A 24,823-nucleotide genomic window follows, 5' to 3' on the forward strand; every position below is an offset into this window, starting at 1 on the left:
TCTTTTATGCGGTCATACATTCCTTTTCTTCCACTTCTAACCATATATATCGACATTATAACTCCATTTGTTAGCCAGTGCTAACTAATTTTCAAAATAATAGGGATTGCACTAAGCAATCCCTTTACTGTCATTGTAAATATAACACACTCAAAAAAGAAAAAGCAGATTGCTTCATCATTCTTCACTCATGGCCTTTATAACAGACTAATGTACGCACTCCTGTTGTACAGGACTCTTCCTACTTCAATGCGATCAGCTCTGATCCTATAAGATGCGCTGTACTTCTTGTGAGTCACATAATAAATTCCGGTAAAGATATCTTCATAATACAGGTGCTCACCGGTTTTAGAGCGCTTACTGACTTTTTTAGTTTTTCTCTTAAATCAGCTATATACTTATCTGCCAGAGCAATCGGTGAGTAAACTATTTCGTAATCCATTTCAGCCTTTCACCAGCCTACGCCTATTTTTAAAATGCTCAGCGACCTCATCGTCACTGATCCAACCTTCCTCTTCTCCGGAAGCAAATCCGGCATTGAATTCACTGATGAGTTTGACCATAGCCCTAGCCTTGTCGAAGATTTCATCATCTTCAATTCTATGTATGCTATATTCTCCACGACCATTCTTAGTAAGATAAACGGGCTTACCTGCTTCTACCTTATCCAGAACCTGACCATAATTACGCAATTCAGAAATTGGTGCAATTGTTGGCATATAAATCACCTCCGTTTCTTACTATTAACATATATAATCTAGGTCATTTCTTCAACAAATTCTTCGAAACATTCTTCGAAAAAACGGCTACAGATTCTCCATAGCCGTGTAATGTAATATTAACATAAGGTATTTAAAGTATTTGAAGGTCACTTTTTTATCCCTATCAGTTCTATCATCCTTTCATCTGAGATGAATTTCTTAATGACAAATTCTTTCTCAAGCAGCTCGTGAAATTCCTGATCTGAAGGAAGTCCCCGTGACACGTGGCAGGCTCCATCTGCGTGGCAGCCATCTATAACCTCTCTGCTGGCTCCATGAGCAATGCAAATACTCCCGTTATCTGCCAAAGCTGTTGACAGATTATGCAAAAGAACTTCCGGAGACGGAAAATGAGGAAATGCATTATATATAACGCATACGTCGTACTTTTCGTCAAACTTAAACTGCTCCGCATCTCCGTTAATAAAAACAACCTCGGAATGATTTCTGAACTTTTGCCTGGCCTTTTCCAGCATTTGAGCTGAAATGTCTACTCCGGTCACTTTTTTTGCACCGGCTTCAAGATAATACGGAATCATGAAACCTGTTCCACAGGCAATATCCAGCACCTTTTTCCCTTCAAGCTGACCTAGATTTCTGATGATATCACGCGTAACAGATTCATCATTGTTTGCAAAGTCATCCCATTTTTCAGCCAGTCCGTCAAAAAATTCAATTACCTGTTCTTTACTGACAATATCCATATGTTATGCAGCCTTTTTTACTGTACTATTTGTTGCTAATCCTGCTTTATACAGAGCAAATACTATTGTAGGAATGAATATAAGCTGAATGATAATTCCCGGAAGGCTTGTTACAAAGTAGCTTGTAGCCCATACCTTTATTGAATACTCACCTCTTGCAAAAATGAGAGCGCGGGACAAACCACCGATAACCCTGCCTGCTAGCATGGCTACAACTAGGCTTATATAAAGATCCGCATAAAGCTTTCCTGTGTTGACAAGTTTTATCATAAGACCAGTACAGATGCCATAAACAGCCAGTTCAACCATCATTGCAGGTAAAATAGCCATTGGCGGCATTCCTGTAAGAATCGATGAAAGAAGTGGTCCGACAAGTCCGCAAACAAGACCATACTGCCATCCGCATACCAATCCGCAGATAAGTACCGGAATATGCATAGGGCTGATCACTGATCCGGCATTCGGAATCATGTGAAATGCCATCGGCAGTACCACACACAACGCAATACACATCGCAGTTGTTACCATATTTTTTACTAAGTTTTGTTGTTTCATTTTTCTTAACCCCCTGGTTTCTTTTTTCAAAACTTCTATCATGATAACAACACCAAAAAGCAGCCACAAGCCCAATGGGGGGGTTATAAAATCCTCCTTAGTACATTATGCTGGAAGTTATATTTTTCATCCCTTTTACAACTTTACCTCAATCACAATCAAATATCGCCTTACTCTCAAGCCTATCGCCATAAGTAGCCTTCCACTCCTTATGGACCTCAGACACGTCAAAGTTCTCAAGTCCCTCAGGAGACAGATTCATCTCGATCATGATGCTGTATCTGTTATCCCTGGTACTGTTTGACTTATGAATGATCACGCTCTCAATGCCCTTTATATTAAGAGTCTTTTGGAAAAGAGCTTTTCTAAGCCTTAGCAGCCTTTTCTTCCGCTTTTGTGGTCTTCTATGGAGCAGGCATCGGGTGATCCATACTCAATTAGGCCTACAACCGCAGGATCAAGAGTTACAGTGCCATCTTCAATAATGTAATCGCAATATGGACATGTAGGCATTCCGTATATCTTGATCATTGTTTTTCCTCCAATATCAAATCAATCAAGAAGTCTTCATGTACTATCAACTAATTATATGAAAAAAAATACTCCGATGCTATATTAGGCATCGAAGTATTAGTTGCAGTACCCTACGGATTGCACCTCTTGCAGGGATGTAATAATACCTTTTTGTCAAAAGAAAAAGGAACAGCATTAAGACTGTTCCTCAAATCGTATCAATCATACTATCCCTTTCGATAATATTTACTTTTTAATTGGTGTTCCCTCATCAAGCCATGCTAGCTTACTTTCAACATCCCAAAATGTCTTTCCATCAAAAATATTAGAAGTAAGGAAATCTCGTTTTATCAACTCAAGATCAGAGCCCCTTAACTCTAATACCCTTTCCCATGACAAGGTGTCATCCTCATTCATTATTGAATGGTAATATTTATTATCTTCATTTTGGGCTTCCCACTTATCTACAAAAAATGTGATTTCATCATGCTCCGTTTGAGCCTCAAACCAATAAATAAAACCATTGTAGAAAAGTGTTGCTTCTGAAAACCAGCCTGTATCTAAGAATTGCTCCAAATTACCATTGATCATAATCCATACCTCCTCAAATACTTCTTGTATTCATTGTAGATATCGCTGTTTTCAGTTTCTGATATTCTACCACCCATTATGCGCTCCAGATTTGACTTGAAAGTATGATAGTGCAAAACGTAGGTGTGACGATTACCTGTCAGTTTCTGCTCAGGATGATAACCTATTTCAATCAAAGGCTTTCCATCAGAACCATATACTCTCATTTCACGAAAGCTTCCATCCGGATTTTCTTTTATATATTTACTGTTAGGGCTATGAGCGTAATCTGGAAGACCATGATATTTCGTTGAGCTTCCCACCAAAACTTTTGCATCATAAACCTGCTTTGAAGGCACATCCACATACTCATCTGTGGTCACATGCCCATTTTGAATCACAGCTCCTCTAGATGACATCAGCTACACCTCCCATCGCATAAGACATATCCCAGTTAAACAACTTAGGCTGCCACCAATCCTGCTTTCTATCCCAAGAACCAAAACTATCTTCATATGGAATGTAGCAAATATCCGAGTCCATACCTTCAATAAAATCTCCTACACAAATAAGCTGCGTATTTGGAAATCTTCTTCGAAGTTCATGATATCCTTCAATAAATCCAGCGTAACTGATATCATTATTAGCACCAATAGTGGAAATAATAAATACTCCTCCATCTCTTAGCCCTGCAAAAGTAATATCATAGTACTTAGCGCCTACCCATCCAACTGTTGGAATTACCTTCTTCCCATGCGTCTGAAGAAATGCTCCCATCCATCTGTTATTGTATGTAGCATCCAAGATTTCTTTAAATCCCATTTTGCTGTCCATACTAAAGTCAGATGAACTAGCAGCGTAATATGGACCAACCTTTTCCAAGAATCTGAACGGATTGTTGTAATCACGCATAAGCACGTCATCATAACAGAAATTATGGACTATCTTCTCGCTCTGATGCTTATCGTTTTTCGAGCAATTCTTAACATTCACCAGCCACTTGCCATTATTGAGATTTGAGACATCAATATCATCGACCTCGATAAACGGAATATCATAGATATCCCTGGCCACATAATCCGGTAGTGGTCTCATGATTTTTACGTAGTCTTTATTCTTATAAACCGGCATAAAAATCTCCTTTCTGCACTATGGCAATCAATCTTCAGTTCCAAATTCGATTGCGCTCTCAGAAAGGATATGCTAAGATAATCTAATGACAAGTAGGATAATGCTTAGCATGTCCTTATGAGAGAACGTATAGTTGTCTGCTTCCAACATTCAACTATACGTTTTTTCTTTGTTTACAAACATTCAACGTAACCACCTCCTCTTTTATTTCAGAGTTTCAAGTCTCTTCTTCATCTCTTCCGTAGGAAGACGTCTCTCCGCGTGTTCCAATAATTGTTCGAGACAATACTTGTACTCTGTCGAATTTATATAATTTCCTTCATATAACCTATCCAAAATTCCAATTGTACCGATTACTTCAACCCCTTCTTTGATGGCCGCCTTTCTAAGGGCATTATCTCCAGTCAACAATGGTATTCCTCGGTGCTTGGCAATAGCCAATGCAGTGCTATCATATTTGGATATCTTTACATATTTTGCTACACATTCAGCTGCATAAAAGAATTCTTCTGTAGTAAGCTCTACTGCCTCAAGTCCTTTCTTTCTCAAATCCTCCAGTAAATCTGGCGGTGAAACAACTTCTTCCTCAAGAGCTTCCTTATACATGACGTAAGTACAAGGCAAAAGGAATGGCAAGTCTGTACGTGATATAGTTTCAAAATCCAACCAAATGTTGGTATCACTACTAATGTACTTCAAGTCTATACCTCCATAAGGCCACAATATTTTTCTACATCACTATATGGCATCTGCAAAAGCTCTGCTCCACGCTGTATGCTGACTCCTTCTTCATTTACAGCTCTATAGACAAGCTGCTTGAAAAGTAATGGTTCTTCAAGTTTCTTAACACGCTGAGGCTCATGCTTATTCCAATGTGCTTTATTTGCTTTAATATAAAACTCTTTTTCCAAAGAATTTGACATTATCTTTACTTGGGCTGCACGCTTGACTAAAAGATACATTGAAATGCCATATTCCTCGCAGACCAAAATCATATCTCTTGTAAGTCTGGTTTTTTTTAACCCAAGTTCTCGAAACAAATCTGCATCAGTTATTAAAAATGCTCCTGCTATCTGTGTTGCTAGAAGCTCGTTTTCCTTCTCTTTGCTTTCATCCCAGATAAACATAAGATGTGCCAGCTCATGGATAATAGTTGTCCTTTTACGCTCGGGATTCATATTCTTGTTGATAACAATGAATGGATATCCATTAACGAATCCATTCATTCCGGAAAAATGGTCATCGTCTATATCCAACTCGAATACTATAATTCCTTTGTTTTCAAGAATACCTATTAATTCATCGATAGGTCCTTCTTTTGGAAGGCCTAGATGCTCTCGTAAATTCAAAGCATCATGCTGATAAGAACCAGACAACTCTAGTGTATAGCATTCTGGTGGAGTAGGCAGAGGATCTCCACATAGACAATCCAAAGCATCAAAAAATCTGCTAAAGTATTCTTCAACTGACTCCCTTATGAACTCCTGCTGTGTTTTTGTAAGTGTTGAATGCTTTCTAAACTCACAATGTTTAATTTCCAAATGCGAATTGCGTGAAGCAAGAAAATCAACAACCTTTATTCCAAGTACTTCAGCCATCTTGTTGATAATCTCTATCTCTGGCTGTCTCTTGCCTGATTCGTAGTTTGAGATAGCCATAGATGTTACGCCAACAGCATCTGCCAAATCTTTCATACTCATGTTCTTTTTCAAACGATAATATTTAAGATTTTTCTCAAACATATAATCTACCACCTTCCTTTATGTGTTTATTTTATCATTTTTTTTTCCAAATGTAAACAGCATATGTGTTCTAAACAAAAAGGAGCAGCCTTCAAGCCACTCCTAATGGTATTCTATGAAATTGTATTACATTTGATGATTCGTGCTGCTTTGCTACATTTACAGAGGCCAGAAAGATATCTTCACATATCATCATCTTCCAACACATCAAGCAGCATCTGCTCATCACCTACAAACATGTGAGAGTAATGTTTAAGTATAGTTGCCTGAGTATCCCCGCTGGCAGATTCTATGATTGGAAGCGGTACACCCCTTCTAATCAAATTGCTAATATAAGTATGTCTGAAATCATGGCAACAATAATTACGAATCCCTACCGATTTGCAGGCTTTCTCAAGCATCATTCGGCAAGCACTGTGATCCCAGGTGATTATTCTCGCATCCATTGTCCCCCCATTTCTCAAGTGCTCCTCAAGTATTTTTTTATATAGAATACACACCTTATCCGGAAGCGGGATTTTACGGCTTTTCCCATTCTTAACTCCTTTTAATAGCTTGTAGGAAGAGTTGTAAGATTTTGTGATGTTGACACGCATATATCTCCTGTTCTTCAATATACACTCGTAAAAGTCACTATAGTTCAAGGCTATCGCTTCTCCAATCCTGATTCCGCTGTAATACAACAAATTAACAAGAAATTGGTACTTAGGATAGTTACTCACTCCCAATCTATAGAAATCATTTTGAAAAAAGAACTTATCCAGCTTTTCAAAATCCACTCTGGAAATGACATTTCTTTTAACCCCAGGATCAATACGTGGATTATCCCAAAATAAAGTTGGATTCTCAGCAATATAACGATTCTTATACGCCAGATGGATTATCTTCCTAAGACAAGAGTTGATGTTATAAAGAGTATCTTCAGAATAGCCATATTCCCTGCAGGCTGCAATTAACTTAAGGTACTGCTCCTCCGTTATGTTATCAATCAACAAATCCGGCGCCCAAAATTTACATATCATCTTGAACTGCTGCGAGGTATTCCTGATAGTAATAACGCTGTACTTACTAGCCTCAGCCTTTTCATTCCACAGTTCCATTGCTGTTAAAAGAGAGCATCCCTCCTTAGCATGTCTAAAGCCTTTCCCATCAATCTTAGCCTTCTGCTCTTTGGCTTCGGTATACGTTTTTATACCGTACACCCATTTTTGACGATGGACCTTCTTATTGGTGTAAGGATCCACCTCCGTAAAACAGTGCTTAACATCATACTTTCCCGTCTCACAATTTTTGTAGACTCCCGGGCATTTTGTTGCCTTTCTGACCATCTTTTTGGACATAAAAAATAGACCTCCTTCGTATACTTTTTTGACATACGAATGCTGATCGCAAATCTATACGAAAAGCATACGCATATATCTAAAAAAGCATACGATTTGGTCTATTCTATAAAATCAAAAGCACTTATTTACTAGGTTTACAGCTTCTGTGACTTCAAGTGGTGAAGAAGTTCCAAGTCTCATCTTTCCCTCCAGCTGTCACTATCAGATGGCAATGCTCAGACCATCATCTGATATATCTTTGTGCAGTCATTTTCATCAAGGGTAACAAATCCTGAAATGCTTCCTGTTCTGCCGTCGCCATAACAGAGTGCCTTTACGAGAGCAGGGATATCCTCCTCTTTAGCCCCAAGCTCAGCAAAGCTTAAAGGCATACCGATACCTTTAAGGAAGTTCTCAAGTGCTGCAATACCTGCAAGTGCTGTTGCTTCAGGATTGTCGAAATCCATCTGACACCCCCATACACGGACTGCAAGCTTTGCGAATCTCATCACATCATGCTTATAGACATACTTGAATACAGCAGGCATTGTTACTGCAAGGCCTGCGCCATGGGCACAGTCATACAATGCTGAAAGTTCATGCTCGATATTGTGGCTGTTCCAGTCCTGGCTTCTACCTACGCCGCAGGAATTATTGTGAGCCATCATCCCTGCCCACATGATGTTTGCTCTAGCATCATAGTTATCCGGATTCGCAATTACTCTCGGTCCCTCATGGATCATTGTAAGCATCAGACCTTCAATAAGCCTGTCCGTAACCTCTACTTCTTTTGAATTGGTCAAATATCTCTCATGGAGATGAGCAAGAATATCTGTAATCCCGGCTGCTGTCTGGTAAGGTGGAAGGGTCTGTGTCAGGGCAGGATTAAGGATACTGAACTTAGGTCTTATTGCATCTCCGCTGGCACCTCTCTTGAACATGCCCTCTTCCTTGGTTATTACGGAATCTGGACTTCCTTCGCTTCCGGCTGCTGCAATAGTGAGGATTGTTCCAACAGGAAGAGCTTCTTCTATCCTCTTTCCCATGTAGAAATCCCAGAAATCGCCGTCATATACTGTTCCTGCGGCAATTGCCTTGGAGGAATCTATTACGCTTCCGCCACCAACAGCCAGGACGAAATCAATGTTTTCTTTTTTGCAAAGCTCTATTCCCTCATAAACAAGGCCGCTCCTGGGATTAGGCTTTACGCCGCCAAGAAGTACATAAGGGATGCCCTCTTTATCAAGGGAAGCCTTTACCCTGTCAAGAAGTCCAGACTTTACAACACTTCCTCCACCATAGTGGATCAGAACCTTGCTTCCGCCAAATCTCTTAACAAAAGAACCTGCTTCATTCTCTCTGTCTTTTCCAAATGCAAAAAATGTTGGTGAGTAAAAGTTAAAGTTTTCCATGGTTTATGCCCTCCTTTAGCAAACATTAAGGTAAGAATTTTCCGGAAGAAAGGTACAGTCTGTACCACTCTTCATGTGTAAGTTCAATCTTGTCCGCCTCTGCCATTTCAGATAAATGCATCGGATTCATGGTTCCTGCTATTACCTGCATTTTCGCAGGATGTCGGAGTATCCATGCAATGGCAATTGCAGCCTTTGTAACACCGTACTGCTCTGCCAGTTCTCCCATGACCTTGTTCATCTCAGGAAACTCCGGGTTATCAATAAACATCCCCTTGAACATGCCATGCTGCAAAGGAGACCATGCCTGTATAGTAATGTCGTTCAGGCGGCAGTAATCAAGTGCCCCGCCATCTCGCATAACAGACATATCCGTGGTCTTATTATTCATGTAGAGATCCTGATCAATGAGCTGTGACTGCTCTAGAGAGAGCTGGAGCTGATTGATCTTTAGTGGCTGTTTCACATATTTCTTTAAAAGCTCTATCTGCATTGGCATAGTGTTACTTACACCGAAGTGCCTTACCTTGCCTGCGGCTTCAAGCTCATCAAAAGCCTCCGCTATCTGCTCAGGATCGTAGAGAAGATCCGGTCTGTGAAGAAGGAGCACATCTATATACTCCATCTTTAGCCTCTGAAGAATCCCGTCCACGCTCTCGATGATATTTGACTTTCTCCAGTCAAATATCTGCTTGTCAAACCTTAATCCGCACTTTGACTGGATGATCAGGTCTTCCCTTTTTACATCCGTAAGTGCAATGGCATCGCCAAATCTGGTCTCCGCTTCGCCATCACCATAACAGGTCGCATGATCAAAGTAATTGATTCCAAGTGATACTGCTGTTTCAATCATTTTTGCCGCAGCCTCTGTGCTGAGGGCAGGCATTCGCATACATCCGAGAATAAGTCTTGATGCGCTTTGGGGTCCGTTTGCTATGTTTATTGTCTGCATTACTTTTTGCTCCTTTCTAATCCATTTCCGGTAAATGTTTGGTTTTCCGCTGTTTCATCTGAGTTGTCACTCCACTTGTACATACGTTAATTGTCCTGTACCATTTTTCTTTGCCTGATTTATTACATACTCGCACGATATATCGCAAGCATAGCATCTTCATTAAGCACCTTAGCGGAGCCCATTTCACCACCAACTCCTACTGCACACTTCTTCGCCATAAGCGCAAGCTCTTCATCAGTTGGATCAATTCCAAGTTCACGGAGATTAGTAGGCATGTTGATGCTTCTGTAGAACTCTTCCATTGCCTCTATACCACGAAGCGCAATCTCTTCATCGGAGCCTGAAGCTTCCACATTCATAACGTTAATGGCAAACTTCTTAAATCTTGGCAGGCAGTCTTTGTAGACATATCTTGCCCAGCTTCCCCAGATTGCAGCGAGTCCTGCTCCATGCGCAACATCATAGAGGCCGCCAAGCTCATGCTCCAGTTTATGGGTCATCCAGTCACCGCCATCATTGCCGCATCCGGTAAGTCCGTTATGGGCAAGGCTTCCTGCCCACATAACCTCTGCCCTTGCATCATAGTTCTGAGGATTCTTACAGAGTATCAGCGCATTCTTTTTTACTGTCCGCAGAAGTCCTTCTGCAAGAGAATCAGTGATCTCCATGTTCCCGCCGTTTGTAAAATATCTTTCCATGGTATGCATCATGATATCTGTACATCCACATGCTGTCTGATAATCAGGAAGTGTCATGGTCAGTTCTGGATTCATAATCGCGAACTTCGGGCGGGCAAAGTCACTGCTGTACCCGCGTTTTACAAGCCCTTCTTCCTTAGTAATAACGGATGAATCGCTCATCTCACTGCCAGTTGCTGCAATTGTCAGAATGACTCCCAGAGGGAGGCACCCTGAAGCCTTGCGCTTATAATCATAGAAATCCCAAACATCTCCTTCGTTGGCAACTCCATATCCGATGGCTTTCGCTGAATCTATTGCACTTCCGCCACCTACAGCAAGAAGGAAATCCACGTTTTCTTTTTTACACAGCTCTATTCCTTCGTAAACAAGCCCCAGATGAGGATTTGGAACAGCACCGCCAAGTGTAACATAGTTTATTCCTGCAGCATCAAGGCAGTCTGTCACCCGCTTTAATAGCCCCGAGCGCACAACACTTCCGCCGCCATAGTGGATCAGAATCTTCTTTCCGCCAAATTCTTTAATAAGGTCTGCGACCTTACTCTCTGTTTCTTTGCCAAATACCACTTTTGTAGGTGTATAGTAGTTAAAATCAAACATATCGAATCCCTCCTTAAAAAACTGATTTAGTTAAAAGTAACAGTCATTTCTGTATCATCAGTAAACTCTACTTCTGCAGCTGATTTACCGACGCTGATGCGATAAGCTCCTTTAAAGGCATCTACCATAATACATCCATTTTCATCTGTTTTAACTGAGGCATCTGTCCACCACTCGTTCTTCACGAGGTCTTTCAGCATCTCATAGGATGGCTTTTTGGAATTATCCAGTCTTATATAACCGCTCGGAGCCTTGAGCCAAGCTCCATCCCTGTAATCCCAGGTCGTAATGGCTTCCACAAGAGGATGTTCAAACAATGTCCTGTACATTTCCTCTATCTGTTTTGCCTGCCTTGATTCTCCTTCAGGTGTTGACGGCCACTCATCAACCTGCCAGTCATTCAGGTCTACGATATGTGCAGGCATGATATCTCCTGAAATAAGGGTATTCTCCGTAAAATGGATAGGCAGTCCAAAATGGGAAAACCGTTCGAGAACTTCTTCAAGCTTTTCTATTCCCCAGTATCCCTGATGCTGGTGGGACTGGATACCGATAGCACTTATAGGAACACCTGCATTCAGGCAGCCATCGATCAGGATTTCGTAGTTGATGGAAGTATTAAAATCATTAAGAAGGAGCACTGCATCAGGATTGTCTGCATGAGCCCTGTCAAAGACCTCTTTTATAAGTCCTACCCTTCCCTTTTCCTTACAGATCCTGGTTATAGCATTATCATATTTATCAAATATGGGCATGATAACAACTTCATTGATCACATCCCACATATCAATGACACCCTTGAAGCCTTTGACTTCACGGTCTATACGTTCAAGCTGTTTCTTCAAAATGGTCTCATTATCATATTTCATGAGCCAGTCTGCACAGGCCGTGTGCCAGCACAGAGGATGTCCTTTTACAGTCACGCCCTTGCTCTTTAGATACTGCGCCGTCCTCATAAGAGCATCCCTGTTCGGCTCACCCTCTACCTTTTCATACTGTCCCCAGTAAAAAGGAAGCGTACCGTAGTTGAATATCTCAAGCCAGCTGTCAGTGATCTCTCTATGCTCTTCATCGCCATTCATCACATAAGGAATAAAATCAAAAGCTCCGCAGCCAAAGAGGAACTTGTGATTTGTCTGCTGCACTCTTACTTCAGCATTGCTTAATGGGTTTCCCCCCGAATCAGTAAGTCGTATAAGCTTTTTTACTTTTCTGTGTGAAACATCCATAAATCCGGCTCCTTTCTTTACATTTTCAATATCCTATTTCTTTAAACACCCTGTCCATAAGTTGCGCATTCTTTATCGAAAATTCCGGTGTTACATGAGGTGTCCCGTTACCATTAATGCATCTGCACATCTGAGCTATTTCAAGTGAATAGTTCTGCGGGATGCTGACCTTTCTTTCGACAAGACCATCCGCAGTATAGACTCTGTAACCGGCATCTCCCTGCTGGTTATACTCAACCTCTGACCTGATAGAGCCTTTACTACCATGAATGTAGAGCCTGTCATATCTTGCGTTAGTGTTTTCGCCCAGGACCATTCCCACATTGAAAGCAGCCCTGACACTATTCTCGAAACGGATGATTCCTGATGTCATTGCATCAACTCCAAGATCAGTAAACTCTGCGCTGGCTTTTACATATTCCGGCTCAGAATCTATAAGGGACAGGATCATTGTTGTGCAGTAACAACCAAGATCATACATAGCTCCTCCGCCAAGATCCTTGTGTAGTCTAATATCTTCCTTGTACCCCTGGGTCACAAAGGCCGTCTCGATATAATCCACATCCCCAATGACTCCATCTGCTATGTCGTTCTTAAGGCTCTCCACATATGGACTGTGGAGATAAGCATACGCTTCCATCAGATAAACGCCATTTTCTTTGGCGGTATCAAACATCTCTTTTGCTTCATCTGCATTAAGCGCAAGTGGCTTCTCGCAGATTACATGTTTGCCGGCACTAAGAGCTTCTTTTACCCATTTAAGATGCAGGTTATTGGGAAGTGGGATATAAACTGCCTGAACATCCTTATCTGCAATTAATTCTTCATAGCTTCCGTATGCCTTCTGAAAGCCAAAGTCCTGTTTGAAGCTCTCCGCTTTTTCAAGGCTTCTGCCTGCTATAGCATATAGTTCACAATCTTCTGCCAGTTTCATACCGGGAATCGTGCACCACCTTGCTATATTGGCTGTTCCAAGCACACCCCATTTTATTTTTGCCATATCCACTGCCACTCCTTTCTCTATCTCTGGTTTTCAATGAACTTCATCTGCGGGCTCTCACTGCTCAACTGCATCAGTTCAATCTTGATACCGTCAGGATCATGAGTCCAGCACTGCCAGTTATAATCAGCTCCCTGCTTTGGGGCATCGTCCTGTGGAGCACCCGTATCAACAATCCTCTTCCATGCATCCTGTATGTCATCAACTGCTACACAGATATGAAAGAATCCTATATTTTCATCCCTGTAAGGATTTTCTTTTGTGGCGCCATAGAACAGCTCTATGAACTGTCCGCCTCCACCATAGATGTAAACAATCCATGGCTCGTCATTCTCTGGATTATTGATTTCAAACGCCTTTTTAAATCCAAGTGTTTCCTCATAAAATGCTATGGTCTTTTCCATATCCTTTACGTTAAATGCTGCGTGGCTGATCCCATTTACCATGATGTCCTCCTTTCTTTCTTAAAACGGATAATCAAGTCCATCGTTTGTAATAAATCTATGTCCCGTAAAGTCTTCACGTCTTTCTGCAAAGAGATCTTTTAATATCCCAGCTGCCTCATAAGAAGAAAGAGGTGCCGGATTATCCTCTTTTCCATCTGTCCTGATCCACCCTGGATGGACAGCAAATATATTGACTTTCTTTTCGTCCCTTAACGTGTTAAAAAGGTTCATTGTTGCCATATTAAGTGCTGCCTTGCCCATTCCGTAATCTATCATGTTTGTCCTGTAGCACTTCTCAATGCTTCCTGCTTCTGATGAGATGTTCATTATCAGTGCAGTCCCTTCTGCCTTTGTCAGAAGCGGATAAAATGCCTTGATCACCCTCATTGTGCCAACAGCAATGAGGTCTATGGTTCTAGGGATAAGGTCGAGATCTGCTTCAAAAAACCCCTTGTCACAGTCAGGTGAAACTCCGACTGCATTGTTTATCAGCGTATCAATATGGTCTACTTTTTCTGCTACTTCTTTTGCTGCCCTGTTTACAGATTCACTGTCCAGAATATCCATAGTTGCAACTATCAGCCTTTCGCCGTACTTTTCCTTAAGAGAATCTATATCTGAAGAAGGCTTTCTGACAGTAGCTATCACTATATCTCCAGCCTCAAGGTATCGGAGTACAAGATTATAGCCAAGTGCATAACTCCGACCGGTTCCTGTTACCATTACAACATCTGCCATATGATCTGCCCACCTTTCATGAAAAAATATATACCAGAAACAACATCTCCTACATATCTATATGATTATCCTTATAAGGAACATATATACAACAGTACCCAAAAGAATACTGAGAACAGTATTTCTTTTCCATGCCTGCATCCCAGCCACCATAACTACTGCTACCACCTCCGGTATACCATATGAACCTGATGTAAAAGACACATCCTTAAGGCAGTATATGACAAGGAATCCTATAGTTGCCTGTGGGAGTACCTTCCCAAGATAAGTAATGTATCTAGGAGTATTTTCCCCAAATATCAAAAAAGGAAGGAAACGCAGTGTCATGGTCGTAACTGCCATTAAAGCAATGAGTATCAACGCCATTATCTGTTACTCTCCTCCTTCTTTCTCATAAACGTAAGTACAAATGTTATCAGAAGCATAGCCGGTATCAAAAACTTCTCAGGACCTAATAATGCCAGGCACAGCATAGTGCAGATAAGCCCTGTCAGGAGCCCAACTCCAACATACTGCATTGAACCCGCGTATATAAAAAGACTCATTATGAGCGCCCAAACCACACCGTATCCAGCATCACGAAGAAGAATTCCAAAACCGATTCCAAGGACTATATATCCTGCCATTACCGGCACTGACTTATAAAACGCTTTAGTTACTGTTTCTGCTCTGCCCGCCATCTTTTATATTTGCCTTCTCTACTTGCATATATCAAAATTGTTCTGTATTATAAATCATACAACTTGAAGTTAACTTTAACTCAAGCACTTTTGCTTTTTTATCATTTTTGTATAAATTATTTTTCGGAGGGATCATGACCTATACTCATCAGGCTTCTGCCGGTCATGTGCCTTCAATGCGCACTCTGTCAGGGCCAATTTGTAAACTCTGCAGCAAAAGAGCTTAGATCCTCTGGTCCATGAAAACTTTGCCATATCCATGTTTTCCTCCTCATTTCACAAGCTTTGAAAGTGTATCAAATAATTCCGGATACTCCTGTTTCATCCTTATGGGCTTACCTTCTGTATTAAGAAAAGCGTGTGACGATGTACCCAGACATACAGTATTTCCATCCTTATCCATCATTTCATAGGCAAGGTGTAACTTAACTCCCTTGAACTCTTTTACAGAAACACCTATTGATACCTTATCTGAAAAGGTCGTTGTCTTCTTATAATCACAGGTCACACTTAAGACCGGAGAAATGATTCCCATTTCTTCGAGTCTGGCATAGTCCCAGCCTATCTGAGAAAGGAAATCCACCCTTGCCTCTTCCATCCATCTGATATAGTTGGAATGGTGGGTGATTCCCATCTTGTCTGTTTCGTAGTATTGCACTGTATGAATGTAGTCCATGTCAAAACCTCACATTATTCTCTCGTAAGCAAGTCTTGGATCATTGTCCTCATAAACATAAATCGTACCGCAATGGGTAAATCCAAGTTTTCCCAGCATCCCCTGCATAACCTTGTTGTCCCCATGAGTGTCTATCCTAAGATGTCCACATTGTTCCAACGCCCACTTGATACAAAAGGATCCTATTCCCTTTTCAGAATCATCAGAAGCTATCCTGTGAACAACTCCGTACCGGTTATCTCCTATCCACTCGCCATCATCTATTGTCCGGTAAGTAGGTTCAATGTTTTCTCCCTGATTGAAAAAGAATGTTCCGACCACTTCTCCGTTCTCATTCTCACATACGTAGCTGCAGCCTTTCTCGATATCATCCCTGATTAGCTCCTCAGGAGGCCAGTTCCTTTTGCCCCACTGATTGGGATTTCCGTGCTCTGCCATAAACTTACGGGCATGAGCGTATATATCCATTACTCTTTCAATATCTTTCTCAGTTGTTTTCCTTATCTTCATATGTCCAACCATGTTCGCCATGATATATCATCAGTCTGGTCATTCCGCCATCTATACAGATGTTTTCTCCGGTGATAAATCCTGCTTTATCGGAGCACAGGAACATTACCATCTCTGCAATATCCTCAACCTTTCCAGCCAGGCTCACGGCCATTGCCTTGCCAATCCCATGCTCATTTTCAGACCATGTAGCTTAATAGTGAATGACTGAATCGTCTATATCAGATACTTTTGCAAATCCAGTACAGCTCATCAGGTATCTGAGCTCATCTCCTACATGGTTTATGAAGTCACGCACTCCGCTTACACCGCCTGTTTCAAGTGAAGGCAGCATGGAACGCCCCACAGCAGCTGCGTATCTTTGTGCCCAGGATCTCAGCGCATTCATCCACAAACTCTTCTGCATTAAAATATCTGTCGATGGAATTGATCATGTTTATGACATCCATATGAACAGCGAACCTGTCTCTATCGATCTCATCAATAAGTTTCGCATAATCCTTTGGACTTGTGGGAATCATCCAGGGCATCGGCTCCAGCTATTACCTGCATTTTCGCAGGATGTCTTAATATCCAGGCTAAGACCAAACCCAAACTTTGGCATGTCGTTTAAGTTTATTGCCATAGAAAACCTCCTTCTCCAAGTTAACCCTTATGTACTTGCTGGTTTGCCAACCCACTTGCACGTACTTTAATTGTCCTGTATCATATATCATACATCTTGAAGTTAACTTTAACTCAAGCGGTTTTTCTTGCTTTATACATTTTTCATTTTGATTATTATTTTATTGGAGGAATTATAATGTATACAATCACTGATCTGTCAAAACAGTTCAATCTGCCCGCTTCAACCATTCGATATTATGAAAAGATCGGATTATTGGAAAACGTTGAGCACGTAAACTCGCGAAGATTCTACGATGATTCACATATAGACCGCTTAAATGCTATAGAATGTTTCAAAAAAGCTCTGCTTCCCCTGGACGAGATCAGGCTTTTCTTCACTTACGAAAAAGATATGGAGTCCAATTCCGAAAAAATCCTGGAAATGATGAAGACACAGGAAGCAAAGACCATTGAATCAATGGAAGCTCTGCAGGCCGGTCTTGAGCATCTACAGAAAAAAATCCGCTTCTACACTCTGGTCAGTGAAGCGGTAAAAAATAAGACACCTCTCCCCAAATGGAGTGATGTCTTATAAAATGGTCATTCGTAATCAAAGGACCCATCATTCTTTTCTTCAAGTGCCTTTATCATATGATACGTAAATTCATTATAGGGCGTGGGGATTCCGAGTTCCTTTCCCATGCGTATAAGAGTACCGGAAAACATATCGACTTCTGTATGTCGCCCGGCATCCAGATCCTGCAGGGTTGAATATCTCGCTTTCTTGGAAACCTTCGATCCTCTGAAGGATGAAGAATCAGCTTTAGATATATCTATTCCCTTCGCTTCTGCAATAGCATCCAGTTCTTTTACAAGTCCTTCCCTGATGGCTGCAACGTGTTCACTATCGCTGTACGCACCTACTCCAACTCCGAGCATTGCCTGGGGCTGATTATTACCCACATTCAGCCTGAACTTGCTCCATATTTCTGACCAAATCACATCTGTTTCTCTGTAATGAAGTCCGGTTCCTTCAAATAGTCTGGCCAGAGCCTTGGTTCTTTCTGTGCTTTTCCCATCTTTTTCTCCGTATACAATTCCTATTGTGGAATCCGGATCAAAATAGACTCTGTTTTCTCTTCTTTCTGATGCGACCTTGATAAGCGACGGCACTATATGACTTTCACCAATTTCAGAAGCTATCACCTCCTCACTGTCAACGCCATTCATAAGACTCATCACTACAGTATGCTCATCCACGATCTCTTTTATATCTGAAACGGCCGACTGCAATGCATTATATTTTACCGCCACAATAACAAGATCTGCTCCACATGCCTCTGAAGGAGTCTTCACAGCCGGCTTGAATAGATCATCATTTATGAAAAAGCCGTCTCTCTCAAATCTTTCCTTGCGCTTGCCTGATGCAATTACAGAAAGCTCTATATTCTCCTTTTGAGAAAACCCCCACAGGATATAGCATCCCACCGCTCCTGCACCGATTATTACTACCTTCTTAAATTCCATTTTGCCTGTCTTCAATCATTATTTTCCATCAGGGAAACTTGTAAATGCATTTCTCTCCACTTCCGGGAGGCCGTACTTCTCCTTCGCATCTGCAAATGCCTTTATCATGAACGCCATATTCCTTGCAAGATTCCTCATTGTCTGCAGCCCTTCAAGATCCTTCTTTACATCCTCAGCAGTAAAACCATGAACCTGGTTCCAGTATGTGCTGGAAGCGACTGGCATTCCGCCTATAGTAAAATATTTATTGAGCACATCAAAAGTTGCTGTATTTCCGCCTCTTCTGCAGCTCACGACAGCAGCACCTACCTTCATCTGCTTGGAGAAAGATGTGCTGTAAAAGAGCCTGTCCATAAATGAAAGGATTGTTCCATTAGGAGAGCTGTAATAAACAGGGCTTCCCACAACAAGACCGTCTGCCATTTCAAACTTTTCAGCAACTTCATTCACAAGATCATTAACAACGCACTTGCCGTTCTTCTCACAGTATCCGCAGGAAACACATCCTCTGATGTCCTTGTTTCCAACATGGATGACCTCAGTCTCTATTCCTTCTTCTTTGAAAATCTTTACCATCTCATCAAGTGCTGTAGCTGTGCAGCCATCTGCCTTTGGACTGCCGTTGAGTAATAATACCTTTGCCATTTGAAATCTCCTCTTCATTTAAAATCTTATACATCATCAGGTTTCGAATCTGTCAATTATTGTTTCTGCTACATAGTCTGCCTTCAATTCGCCGAGCTTTTTAAAATGGTCTTTAGTCCCATGCTCAGTTATTGCCTCAGCGCTCTCCCTTCTCATCCAATACTAATCATATATCTTAAAGTCGACTTCAACTCAAGCAATTTTGAAATTTTCGAAGATTCGAATTAAAACAAGACACCACCTCAAAAAAAGAGGTGATGCCTGTATGTATTGCTTTTACAAAGAATCAATAAAACTGAATACTTTCTGAAAATACAGATTAGGATTCAAATACAATGACTGCCCATGGCCTGCCCCTTCCACAACATAAATATCCTTCTGTGTCGGGCATGCTTCATAGAGACTGTAGACCATATCGGTGTTCACAAAATTGTCCTCAGATCCATGTATAAAGAAAATTGGTATATTTGTCTTCTTTACCTGCTCAATAGCAGATGCTTCCTGGAATGAATACCCCGCTCTAATCTTTGAAATAGCACTGGCTGTATAGAGAATCGGGAACTGGGATATATGGAAAAGATATCTCGCTTCATCCGTGAACTCGTCCCAAACGGAGGTATATCCACAGTCATCAATGATAGCCTTCACATTCTCAGGAAGGTCTTCCCCCGAAGTCATCATCACAGTTGCTCCACCCATGGATACACCATGAAGTACGATCTCCGCCTGCGGATCCAGGTCGAGGACATAATATATCCAGAGCTTTACGTCTTCTTTATCAAGCCAGCCCATTCCAATGAGTTTTCCTTCACTGTCCCCATGGGAACGCATGTCCGGAGTCAGGATATTGTAGCCTTTCTCTGCATAGTATCTGGCATAGGAGTACATGTGCTGGCGCTTTCCTGTATAACCATGGATTGCAATGAGCCATTTATGGCTATTTGAATCTGTATTGAAGATGTTTCCTACAAGATCCAGACCATCACCTGACTTAATGGAAACCACTGTCTTTTTTGCAGAATCCACCCATTCATCTGTGAGTTTACTGATTGTCTCCCACACTTTGTTCACAGTGATCTGTGTATCCTCTGTAGTAGTCGGTGTTGGAGCCACGGCCACTCCTGAAGCTGATGCCCTCGAAAGAGCAAAAGAGACCAGGTAGTTACCGGCAAACAGATCTAGTGCCACCAGTGCAACTACAGCAATTATCACAATCCTTTTTATTATGGTGCTACGTTTTGATTTCTTACTCATTTACCTGTACTCCTATGTGCGTACATCAGCCCTCAAAGAAGAGCTTTGATGCATGCCTCAACATCTGCCACATCAGCTGTAGGCTCGAAGCGGGCAACCACGTTACCTTCCCGGTCTACTACAAACTTGGTAAAGTTCCACTTAATATCAGGCTTCTTGTCCCAGTCAGGGTCAGCTTCAGCAAACATCTTTTCAAGTACTTCTCTGTACTGATGATCCTGAAAGCCTTCAAATCCCTTCTGAGACTTGAGATATGTATAAAGCGGAAGTTCATTCTCTCCGTTTACATCTGCCTTTTTCATCTGCGGGAATGTTGTATTGCAATGAAGGGTACAGAAATCATGGATCTCATCATCAGTTCCAGGAGCCTGGCCGCCAAACTGGTTGCATGGTATATCCAGAACCTCAAGTCCTTTGTCATGGTAATTCTCATATAGCTCTTCTATCGGCTTGTACTGAGGTGTAAATCCGCAGCCTGTAGCCGTGTTAACAACAAGAATTACCTTTCACTTGTAATCAGCAAGATCAAGCTCTTCTCCGGTCCCTGTAGTCACTTTGTAATCGTAGATTATTCCTTTAGTCCTCCTTGTTCAAAATCATCAGATATATTTCTTTGCAAATTTAACTGCTTCATCCCTGCCTCCATCAACAGCCTTGCTCTTGAAGTACAGGGTATCACTTTCAACAGGAATGCCCTTCTCAGAAAGTGCATTCTTTATAAGATCCAGTGCATGTTTTGACAGCCATGATGTTGAAAATACAACAGCCCTACCAACCATATCTGCAGACAGTGTCTTTAAATACTGCTTCAGGTTGTCATCAATGCCATAAGCATAGAGTGCTCCACCTATAAAAAGGACATCTGCCTTCTCAGAAATTGCTGCATCCTTGGAATCCACTGAAACAGCACTTACTCCTGCTGCTTCCGCAATATACTCTGCGACTTTCTTTGTGTTACCTGACCTTGAGTAGTACCTTACTGCTACGCTCATGACATCCTCCTTAGTTATATTTCTATTTTATATTTTGTTACATTTAATTGTGTACAATGTTTATTATAATACCATCCCACAAAAAATCAAGCCTCCAACTTTATAAAAAGTTGAAGGCTAATCTTAATTCAGCAAAAAGAGCATTACATTCAGTATAAACTCACTTATATCAAAAGCCCATGAAATATATGCTTACTGGGAAATTTAATCAAGTATCTCACCATTTCTGGAGATTGTCACAACCTGCCAAGGAAGAAACTTTCCGCTATTCTTTATTGCATTCTCTGCAGCTCTCTGCAGCCCTCCGCAGCATGGAACCTCCATTCTTACTATGGTCACGCTGACAATATCGTTGTTTGAAATGATCTGCGTAAGTTTCTCAGTATAGTCGCCTTCGTCAAGTTTCGGGCATCCAATCATTGTAACCTTGCCCTTCATAAATTCCTCATGCATGTTAGCGTAGGCGTATGCTGTGCAGTCAGCTGCAATAAGGAGCTTGGCCCCATTATAAAAGTCTGCCTGCGTTGGAAGGAGCTTTATCTGGCATGGCCACTGCATCAGTCTTGATGGATGAGTGCTCATTCTTGATATCATGTCCTGTCCGGAATCAGTGTCTTCCTGATTGCCACTCTTAAGTGTCATAAACCTTGAACCGGGGCATCCATGCCCTGCAGCGTGTTGTTCCATTTCTTTCATCATCTTGTTTTCGCACTGATGCATATCTTTTACCAATCCTTTCTTCTCCTGTGCTGCCTTTACTGCTGCTTCGTCATACGCAGGCGCTTCTCTTTCTTCAAAAGAGATTGCTCCCATTGGGCATCCCGGCAGACAGTCCCCAAATCCATCACAGAAGTTCTCTCTTACCAGTTTTGCCTTTCCATTCACAATATCAATGGCTCCTTCATGACATGCGTTTGCGCAGATACCGCAGCCGTTACACTTTCCTTCATCGATTTTTATTATCTTTCTTACCATCATTAAACCTCTCTGTTTGACCTTTGTTCTTGTTCTGATGGTGTCAGTATAATATACTGTTCATGACAAGTATGTTGTTCAAACCACATTTTGGAGAAAAATTTATGAACCTTGAAGGTATAGAAAAGAGTAGATTGTTCAAGGAAATGACAGCTAAAGAACTGTCTTCATGCCTTGCTTCACTGGATGCCAGGGAAAAGAAATATCGAAAAGACGATCTGATTCTCCGCGCGGGAGAGCGAACTTCAAGCATAGGCATGGTACTCTCAGGCAGTGTTACTATTGAAAGCAATGACGTCTGGGGCAATTGCTCTGTCTTAAGCCATGTAGGCCAAAATCAGTTCTTCGCTGAAACCTATGCTCTACTTGGCGAAGTCCTTCTGGTTGATGTCAGAGCAAATGAAGACTGCCGAATTCTCTTTTGCAATATAAGGAACCTTCTTGAAGACAGCAAAAAGAGCTCTCCCTGGAAGGAAAAGCTCCTAAAAAACATACTTATTATTTCATCTCAGAAAAACCTTGTCCTCTCTGGACGCAGTTTCCATACTTCTCCCAAGAGCTGCCGTGGACGCCTTTTGTCATATCTCAATGCCATCGCACTCCAGACAAGTTCAAGGGAATTTGACATTCCCTTCAACAGGCAACAGCTTGCCGATTACCTTAACCTCGAAAGGACCAACATGTCAAAAGAACTCTCGCACATGAAAGATGAGGGGCTTATCGAATATAGAAAAAGTCATTTCAAGCTTATTAAGGCGGATTAAATTTTAATTTATACTATATCAAAAAAGGAGCCATTTAACAGTAAATTAAACAACTCCTTTTCTGACTTGTCAGCTCATTTGCACAAAATGCTTATCAGATGCAGTAAACGTAATTTTCTTTTCTTGGAGCTGCTTCCTTTGTAGGCTCAGCTGCATATCCAAGAGCACAGTGTCCGATACCTTCATAATCACCTTCGATTCCAAGCTTCTTAAGGATCATCTTTCCAAACTCGGAGTCAAATTCCTCTTTTGCCCTGTGGATCCAGATGCTGCCAACACCAAGACTCTCTGCAGCATTCATGAGATTTCCCATAACGAGAGAACCATCATAAATATATGTAGGCACATTCCTATCAGCTAGGACGATAAGGATTACCGGAGCACCGTAGAATGGATCAAATCCCTCGTTCCATCCACCGATCTTTCTGTTCTCTTCAGCAATTGTATCTCTCATGTTCTTATCTGTAACAGCAATAATAATGGGACTCTGCTTGCCCATTCCTGTCGCAGCATAGGTACCTGCTTCGATGATGGTCTTAAGCTCATCCTCTTTTATCATCTCAGGCTTGAAATTTCTGCAGCTTCTTCTGCTTTCCAATACTTTGATCACTTCGTTCATTATAGTTTCCTCCTATTTTATCTTGACAACATCAGCATCCCTTGCCGTCTATACCACAAGCAGCTCCTGCTTCTCCAGGGTGAACAACCTCGATTCCCTGCTGAGTAAAATAGCTTTCCCAATCCAGAGTGAGCTTGCCATCATCAGTCACAAGCGCAGGAATCCCAATATATCCATTGTCCTTTGCATCGTCAAAAACCTCATCCTTATCGCGAAGTTTAAGAAACTCCTTCAGACCCTTAAGGCTCTTTGTGATGTCGATATTGTCATATTCTATGTTGTTTCTGTCCAGATTGTACTTACACTCTATGCAATCCGGACACATCTCACTTCCATATACTTTTAACATATTCCCCTCCTGCTTATCTACCAAGCTGCGCTTCGATGCTACTTACCAATGTTTCGGGTTTCTCTGAAGGAGCAAACCTGTCAACAACATTTCCATCCTTATCTATAAGGAACTTAGCAAAGTTCCACTGTATTCTTCCGGGTTTCTGGTCCTTGAGGTACTTGTAAAGAGGGGCAGTATCTCTTCCATTTACTTTGATTTTCTCAAAACGTGGGAACTTTGTGTTATATCTGAGGGTGCAGAAGTTGTCTATCTTCTCTGCACTGCCAGGTGCCTGAAAAGCAAACTGGTTACAAGGGAAATCCAAAATCTCAAATCCCTGATCATGATACTTCTCATAAAGATTCTCAAGTCCCTCATACTGTGGTGTAAGGCCACACTTGGTTGCTGTATTAACGATCAGAAGCACCTTTCCCTTATAATCCGAAAGTGAAACATCATTGCCTTTATTGTCTTTTACTGTAAAATCATAAACGCTCATTCTTCATATCTCCTTTATTTGATGGTATCAGCATCCGGGAGTTTGACAGTTAAATTATATCAGAAGTCCTTACAGGCCACATCTGGCCTGTATTTTTTTGTCAAATTTTTATTCTTAATATATAGCAATATATAGTGATGTGTGATATAATAAGGGCTGGGGGTACTTATTATGAAACTTACAATCTCAAAGTCCAAGAACTCAGAATCATTCTACATATCCAAATCTTATATCGATAATTCTGGAAAAAGCACCACTGCTACAGTTCGTAAACTCGGTACTCTTGCTGAATTGCTAAAAGATCATGGTCCAACTCGCGATGATGTTGTGGCCTGGTGTCGCAGTGAAGTCGCTGCCGAAACTCAAAAG

37 protein-coding genes and 1 pseudogene are annotated in these 24,823 nt (G+C 41.4%); 3 read left to right on the top strand and 35 right to left on the bottom strand.

Annotation, left to right across the window (positions count from 1 at the left end):
• Positions 1-443 precede the first annotated feature (443 nt).
• From BLS24_RS08735 to BLS24_RS15280, 26 genes are all read right to left on the bottom strand, one after another.
• Positions 444-719, bottom strand: a complete 276-nt coding sequence (locus tag BLS24_RS08735; RefSeq protein ID WP_091758168.1) for a hypothetical protein — start codon at positions 717-719, stop codon at positions 444-446.
• 149 nt (positions 720-868) lie between these two features.
• Positions 869-1,465: a class I SAM-dependent methyltransferase gene (locus tag BLS24_RS08740; protein ID WP_091758170.1), complete on the bottom strand. Its 597-nt coding sequence runs from the start codon at positions 1,463-1,465 to the stop codon at positions 869-871.
• Between the two features lie 3 nt (positions 1,466-1,468).
• Positions 1,469-2,020 carry an ECF transporter S component gene (locus tag BLS24_RS08745; protein WP_091758172.1) on the bottom strand — a complete coding sequence of 184 codons (552 nt, stop codon included), beginning with the start codon at positions 2,018-2,020 and terminating at the stop codon, positions 1,469-1,471.
• A gap of 148 nt (positions 2,021-2,168) precedes the next feature.
• Positions 2,169-2,339, bottom strand: a complete 171-nt coding sequence (locus BLS24_RS15270) for a hypothetical protein (RefSeq protein WP_176764387.1) — start codon at positions 2,337-2,339, stop codon at positions 2,169-2,171.
• A 53-nt stretch (positions 2,340-2,392) separates the two neighbouring features.
• On the bottom strand, positions 2,393-2,551 hold the full coding sequence (locus BLS24_RS15275) for a hypothetical protein (protein ID WP_176764388.1): 159 nt from the start codon (positions 2,549-2,551) through the stop codon (positions 2,393-2,395).
• 228 nt (positions 2,552-2,779) lie between these two features.
• Positions 2,780-3,124 (bottom strand): hypothetical protein, encoded by a 345-nt coding sequence (locus BLS24_RS08750; RefSeq protein WP_013282122.1) that lies wholly within the window; start codon positions 3,122-3,124, stop codon positions 2,780-2,782.
• Complete coding sequence (locus BLS24_RS08755) at positions 3,121-3,522, bottom strand: hypothetical protein (protein ID WP_013282123.1); 402 nt, start codon at positions 3,520-3,522, stop codon at positions 3,121-3,123. The genes BLS24_RS08750 and BLS24_RS08755 overlap by 4 nt, the downstream gene beginning before the upstream one ends.
• Positions 3,512-4,234, bottom strand: a complete 723-nt coding sequence (locus BLS24_RS08760) for a DUF4417 domain-containing protein (RefSeq protein WP_091758174.1) — start codon at positions 4,232-4,234, stop codon at positions 3,512-3,514. The genes BLS24_RS08755 and BLS24_RS08760 overlap by 11 nt, the downstream gene beginning before the upstream one ends.
• 204 nt (positions 4,235-4,438) lie before the next feature.
• Positions 4,439-4,933, bottom strand: a complete 495-nt coding sequence (locus BLS24_RS08765; protein ID WP_091758175.1) for a PIN domain-containing protein — start codon at positions 4,931-4,933, stop codon at positions 4,439-4,441.
• A gap of 2 nt (positions 4,934-4,935) precedes the next feature.
• Positions 4,936-5,976 (bottom strand): XRE family transcriptional regulator, encoded by a 1,041-nt coding sequence (locus BLS24_RS08770; protein ID WP_091758177.1) that lies wholly within the window; start codon positions 5,974-5,976, stop codon positions 4,936-4,938.
• A 182-nt stretch (positions 5,977-6,158) separates the two neighbouring features.
• Positions 6,159-7,316 carry a tyrosine-type recombinase/integrase gene (locus BLS24_RS08775; RefSeq protein ID WP_091758179.1) on the bottom strand — a complete coding sequence of 386 codons (1,158 nt, stop codon included), beginning with the start codon at positions 7,314-7,316 and terminating at the stop codon, positions 6,159-6,161.
• Positions 7,317-7,534: 218 nt separating this feature from the next.
• Positions 7,535-8,710, bottom strand: coding sequence for an iron-containing alcohol dehydrogenase (locus BLS24_RS08780; protein WP_091758181.1), 1,176 nt, complete (start codon positions 8,708-8,710; stop codon positions 7,535-7,537).
• A 25-nt stretch (positions 8,711-8,735) separates the two neighbouring features.
• Positions 8,736-9,662 (bottom strand): aldo/keto reductase, encoded by a 927-nt coding sequence (locus BLS24_RS08785; protein ID WP_091758183.1) that lies wholly within the window; start codon positions 9,660-9,662, stop codon positions 8,736-8,738.
• A gap of 122 nt (positions 9,663-9,784) precedes the next feature.
• The gene (locus tag BLS24_RS08790; protein WP_091758185.1) at positions 9,785-10,963 is read right to left on the bottom strand and encodes an iron-containing alcohol dehydrogenase; all 1,179 of its coding nucleotides are present in this window, start codon (positions 10,961-10,963) and stop codon (positions 9,785-9,787) included.
• A 26-nt stretch (positions 10,964-10,989) separates the two neighbouring features.
• Complete coding sequence (locus tag BLS24_RS08795; RefSeq protein WP_091758187.1) at positions 10,990-12,192, bottom strand: endo-1,4-beta-xylanase; 1,203 nt, start codon at positions 12,190-12,192, stop codon at positions 10,990-10,992.
• Between the two features lie 25 nt (positions 12,193-12,217).
• A complete protein-coding gene (locus BLS24_RS08800; RefSeq protein ID WP_091758189.1) occupies positions 12,218-13,192 on the bottom strand; it encodes a Gfo/Idh/MocA family protein in 975 nt (324 codons plus the stop codon).
• 20 nt (positions 13,193-13,212) lie between these two features.
• Positions 13,213-13,638, bottom strand: coding sequence for a VOC family protein (locus BLS24_RS08805; RefSeq protein ID WP_091758191.1), 426 nt, complete (start codon positions 13,636-13,638; stop codon positions 13,213-13,215).
• A gap of 18 nt (positions 13,639-13,656) precedes the next feature.
• Positions 13,657-14,376, bottom strand: a complete 720-nt coding sequence (locus BLS24_RS08810; protein WP_091758193.1) for an SDR family NAD(P)-dependent oxidoreductase — start codon at positions 14,374-14,376, stop codon at positions 13,657-13,659.
• A gap of 57 nt (positions 14,377-14,433) precedes the next feature.
• Positions 14,434-14,742, bottom strand: coding sequence for a branched-chain amino acid transporter permease (locus BLS24_RS08815; RefSeq protein WP_091758195.1), 309 nt, complete (start codon positions 14,740-14,742; stop codon positions 14,434-14,436).
• Positions 14,742-15,056: an AzlC family ABC transporter permease gene (locus tag BLS24_RS08820; protein WP_091758197.1), complete on the bottom strand. Its 315-nt coding sequence runs from the start codon at positions 15,054-15,056 to the stop codon at positions 14,742-14,744. The genes BLS24_RS08815 and BLS24_RS08820 overlap by 1 nt, the downstream gene beginning before the upstream one ends.
• Positions 15,057-15,188: 132 nt before the next feature.
• A complete protein-coding gene (locus tag BLS24_RS15480) occupies positions 15,189-15,311 on the bottom strand; it encodes a hypothetical protein (protein ID WP_278289821.1) in 123 nt (40 codons plus the stop codon).
• Between the two features lie 16 nt (positions 15,312-15,327).
• The gene (locus tag BLS24_RS08825; RefSeq protein WP_091758199.1) at positions 15,328-15,732 is read right to left on the bottom strand and encodes an acyl-CoA thioesterase; all 405 of its coding nucleotides are present in this window, start codon (positions 15,730-15,732) and stop codon (positions 15,328-15,330) included.
• Positions 15,733-15,741: 9 nt separating this feature from the next.
• Positions 15,742-16,242, bottom strand: coding sequence for a GNAT family N-acetyltransferase (locus BLS24_RS08830; RefSeq protein ID WP_091758201.1), 501 nt, complete (start codon positions 16,240-16,242; stop codon positions 15,742-15,744).
• Entirely contained in the window at positions 16,220-16,390 is a 171-nt protein-coding gene (locus BLS24_RS08835; RefSeq protein WP_330388235.1) for an SDR family oxidoreductase, read from the bottom strand. Before BLS24_RS08835 ends, BLS24_RS08830 begins: the two co-directional genes overlap by 23 nt.
• A 45-nt stretch (positions 16,391-16,435) precedes the next feature.
• Positions 16,436-16,576: a hypothetical protein gene (locus tag BLS24_RS15140; RefSeq protein WP_176764389.1), complete on the bottom strand. Its 141-nt coding sequence runs from the start codon at positions 16,574-16,576 to the stop codon at positions 16,436-16,438.
• A complete protein-coding gene (locus BLS24_RS15280) occupies positions 16,560-16,763 on the bottom strand; it encodes a hypothetical protein (RefSeq protein WP_091758204.1) in 204 nt (67 codons plus the stop codon). The genes BLS24_RS15140 and BLS24_RS15280 overlap by 17 nt, the downstream gene beginning before the upstream one ends.
• Before the next feature lie 281 nt (positions 16,764-17,044).
• On the opposite strand from BLS24_RS15280, the gene BLS24_RS08845 reads away from it, so the two are divergent.
• Positions 17,045-17,443 (top strand): MerR family transcriptional regulator, encoded by a 399-nt coding sequence (locus tag BLS24_RS08845; protein WP_091758206.1) that lies wholly within the window; start codon positions 17,045-17,047, stop codon positions 17,441-17,443.
• Positions 17,444-17,448: 5 nt separating this feature from the next.
• Here BLS24_RS08845 and BLS24_RS08850 read toward each other — a convergent pair whose 3' ends face one another.
• The 6 genes from BLS24_RS08850 to BLS24_RS08875 form a co-directional block, all read right to left on the bottom strand.
• Positions 17,449-18,375, bottom strand: a complete 927-nt coding sequence (locus BLS24_RS08850) for a ketopantoate reductase family protein (protein ID WP_091758208.1) — start codon at positions 18,373-18,375, stop codon at positions 17,449-17,451.
• An 18-nt stretch (positions 18,376-18,393) separates the two neighbouring features.
• Positions 18,394-19,020: a flavodoxin family protein gene (locus BLS24_RS08855; protein WP_091758210.1), complete on the bottom strand. Its 627-nt coding sequence runs from the start codon at positions 19,018-19,020 to the stop codon at positions 18,394-18,396.
• Positions 19,021-19,296: 276 nt separating this feature from the next.
• Positions 19,297-20,274, bottom strand: coding sequence for an alpha/beta hydrolase (locus BLS24_RS08860; protein WP_091758213.1), 978 nt, complete (start codon positions 20,272-20,274; stop codon positions 19,297-19,299).
• A gap of 32 nt (positions 20,275-20,306) precedes the next feature.
• Positions 20,307-20,774, bottom strand: coding sequence for a glutathione peroxidase (locus tag BLS24_RS08865; RefSeq protein ID WP_334292952.1), 468 nt, complete (start codon positions 20,772-20,774; stop codon positions 20,307-20,309).
• A gap of 99 nt (positions 20,775-20,873) precedes the next feature.
• Positions 20,874-21,266, bottom strand: a complete 393-nt coding sequence (locus BLS24_RS08870) for a flavodoxin family protein (protein ID WP_091758215.1) — start codon at positions 21,264-21,266, stop codon at positions 20,874-20,876.
• 204 nt (positions 21,267-21,470) lie between these two features.
• Positions 21,471-22,241, bottom strand: coding sequence for an ATP-binding protein (locus tag BLS24_RS08875; protein ID WP_091758218.1), 771 nt, complete (start codon positions 22,239-22,241; stop codon positions 21,471-21,473).
• Positions 22,242-22,345: 104 nt separating this feature from the next.
• On the opposite strand from BLS24_RS08875, the gene BLS24_RS08880 reads away from it, so the two are divergent.
• Positions 22,346-23,005 carry a Crp/Fnr family transcriptional regulator gene (locus tag BLS24_RS08880; RefSeq protein WP_091758220.1) on the top strand — a complete coding sequence of 220 codons (660 nt, stop codon included), beginning with the start codon at positions 22,346-22,348 and terminating at the stop codon, positions 23,003-23,005.
• 94 nt (positions 23,006-23,099) lie between these two features.
• Here the strand turns inward: BLS24_RS08880 and BLS24_RS08885 are convergent, their stop codons facing one another.
• From BLS24_RS08885 to BLS24_RS08895, 3 genes are read right to left on the bottom strand one after another with little or no spacing between them, the layout of a single operon-like run.
• Positions 23,100-23,624: a nitroreductase gene (locus BLS24_RS08885; protein ID WP_091758222.1), complete on the bottom strand. Its 525-nt coding sequence runs from the start codon at positions 23,622-23,624 to the stop codon at positions 23,100-23,102.
• 31 nt (positions 23,625-23,655) lie between these two features.
• A complete protein-coding gene (locus tag BLS24_RS08890) occupies positions 23,656-23,973 on the bottom strand; it encodes a glutaredoxin domain-containing protein (RefSeq protein WP_091758224.1) in 318 nt (105 codons plus the stop codon).
• 13 nt (positions 23,974-23,986) lie between these two features.
• Positions 23,987-24,454, bottom strand: coding sequence for a glutathione peroxidase (locus tag BLS24_RS08895; protein WP_091758226.1), 468 nt, complete (start codon positions 24,452-24,454; stop codon positions 23,987-23,989).
• Positions 24,455-24,625: 171 nt separating this feature from the next.
• Between BLS24_RS08895 and BLS24_RS15285 the strand changes: the two are divergent.
• A pseudogene (locus BLS24_RS15285) lies at positions 24,626-24,823 on the top strand (IS1634 family transposase); the annotation flags it as partial.

Source organism: Butyrivibrio sp. INlla18 (genome assembly GCF_900103635.1).
In the GTDB taxonomy this organism is placed as follows: Bacteria; Bacillota; Clostridia; order Lachnospirales; family Lachnospiraceae; genus Butyrivibrio.

Coding starts and splice junctions, on each gene's coding strand:
- BLS24_RS08735 (WP_091758168.1), bottom strand. CDS start 719: ATGCCAACAATTGCACCAATTTCTGAATTGCGTAATTATGGTCAGGTT.
- BLS24_RS08740 (WP_091758170.1), bottom strand. CDS start 1,465: ATGGATATTGTCAGTAAAGAACAGGTAATTGAATTTTTTGACGGACTG.
- BLS24_RS08745 (WP_091758172.1), bottom strand. CDS start 2,020: ATGAAACAACAAAACTTAGTAAAAAATATGGTAACAACTGCGATGTGT.
- BLS24_RS15275 (WP_176764388.1), bottom strand. CDS start 2,551: ATGATCAAGATATACGGAATGCCTACATGTCCATATTGCGATTACATT.
- BLS24_RS08750 (WP_013282122.1), bottom strand. CDS start 3,124: ATGATCAATGGTAATTTGGAGCAATTCTTAGATACAGGCTGGTTTTCA.
- BLS24_RS08755 (WP_013282123.1), bottom strand. CDS start 3,522: ATGTCATCTAGAGGAGCTGTGATTCAAAATGGGCATGTGACCACAGAT.
- BLS24_RS08760 (WP_091758174.1), bottom strand. CDS start 4,234: ATGCCGGTTTATAAGAATAAAGACTACGTAAAAATCATGAGACCACTA.
- BLS24_RS08770 (WP_091758177.1), bottom strand. CDS start 5,976: ATGTTTGAGAAAAATCTTAAATATTATCGTTTGAAAAAGAACATGAGT.
- BLS24_RS08775 (WP_091758179.1), bottom strand. CDS start 7,316: ATGTCCAAAAAGATGGTCAGAAAGGCAACAAAATGCCCGGGAGTCTAC.
- BLS24_RS08780 (WP_091758181.1), bottom strand. CDS start 8,710: ATGGAAAACTTTAACTTTTACTCACCAACATTTTTTGCATTTGGAAAA.
- BLS24_RS08785 (WP_091758183.1), bottom strand. CDS start 9,662: ATGCAGACAATAAACATAGCAAACGGACCCCAAAGCGCATCAAGACTT.
- BLS24_RS08790 (WP_091758185.1), bottom strand. CDS start 10,963: ATGTTTGATTTTAACTACTATACACCTACAAAAGTGGTATTTGGCAAA.
- BLS24_RS08795 (WP_091758187.1), bottom strand. CDS start 12,192: ATGGATGTTTCACACAGAAAAGTAAAAAAGCTTATACGACTTACTGAT.
- BLS24_RS08800 (WP_091758189.1), bottom strand. CDS start 13,192: ATGGCAAAAATAAAATGGGGTGTGCTTGGAACAGCCAATATAGCAAGG.
- BLS24_RS08805 (WP_091758191.1), bottom strand. CDS start 13,638: ATGGTAAATGGGATCAGCCACGCAGCATTTAACGTAAAGGATATGGAA.
- BLS24_RS08810 (WP_091758193.1), bottom strand. CDS start 14,376: ATGGCAGATGTTGTAATGGTAACAGGAACCGGTCGGAGTTATGCACTT.
- BLS24_RS08815 (WP_091758195.1), bottom strand. CDS start 14,742: ATGGCGTTGATACTCATTGCTTTAATGGCAGTTACGACCATGACACTG.
- BLS24_RS08820 (WP_091758197.1), bottom strand. CDS start 15,056: ATGGCGGGCAGAGCAGAAACAGTAACTAAAGCGTTTTATAAGTCAGTG.
- BLS24_RS15480 (WP_278289821.1), bottom strand. CDS start 15,311: ATGGCAAAGTTTTCATGGACCAGAGGATCTAAGCTCTTTTGCTGCAGA.
- BLS24_RS08825 (WP_091758199.1), bottom strand. CDS start 15,732: ATGGACTACATTCATACAGTGCAATACTACGAAACAGACAAGATGGGA.
- BLS24_RS08830 (WP_091758201.1), bottom strand. CDS start 16,242: ATGAAGATAAGGAAAACAACTGAGAAAGATATTGAAAGAGTAATGGAT.
- BLS24_RS15140 (WP_176764389.1), bottom strand. CDS start 16,576: ATGCTGCCTTCACTTGAAACAGGCGGTGTAAGCGGAGTGCGTGACTTC.
- BLS24_RS15280 (WP_091758204.1), bottom strand. CDS start 16,763: ATGATTCCCACAAGTCCAAAGGATTATGCGAAACTTATTGATGAGATC.
- BLS24_RS08845 (WP_091758206.1), top strand. CDS start 17,045: ATGTATACAATCACTGATCTGTCAAAACAGTTCAATCTGCCCGCTTCA.
- BLS24_RS08850 (WP_091758208.1), bottom strand. CDS start 18,375: ATGGAATTTAAGAAGGTAGTAATAATCGGTGCAGGAGCGGTGGGATGC.
- BLS24_RS08855 (WP_091758210.1), bottom strand. CDS start 19,020: ATGGCAAAGGTATTATTACTCAACGGCAGTCCAAAGGCAGATGGCTGC.
- BLS24_RS08860 (WP_091758213.1), bottom strand. CDS start 20,274: ATGAGTAAGAAATCAAAACGTAGCACCATAATAAAAAGGATTGTGATA.
- BLS24_RS08870 (WP_091758215.1), bottom strand. CDS start 21,266: ATGAGCGTAGCAGTAAGGTACTACTCAAGGTCAGGTAACACAAAGAAA.
- BLS24_RS08875 (WP_091758218.1), bottom strand. CDS start 22,241: ATGGTAAGAAAGATAATAAAAATCGATGAAGGAAAGTGTAACGGCTGC.
- BLS24_RS08880 (WP_091758220.1), top strand. CDS start 22,346: ATGAACCTTGAAGGTATAGAAAAGAGTAGATTGTTCAAGGAAATGACA.
- BLS24_RS08885 (WP_091758222.1), bottom strand. CDS start 23,624: ATGAACGAAGTGATCAAAGTATTGGAAAGCAGAAGAAGCTGCAGAAAT.
- BLS24_RS08890 (WP_091758224.1), bottom strand. CDS start 23,973: ATGTTAAAAGTATATGGAAGTGAGATGTGTCCGGATTGCATAGAGTGT.
- BLS24_RS08895 (WP_091758226.1), bottom strand. CDS start 24,454: ATGAGCGTTTATGATTTTACAGTAAAAGACAATAAAGGCAATGATGTT.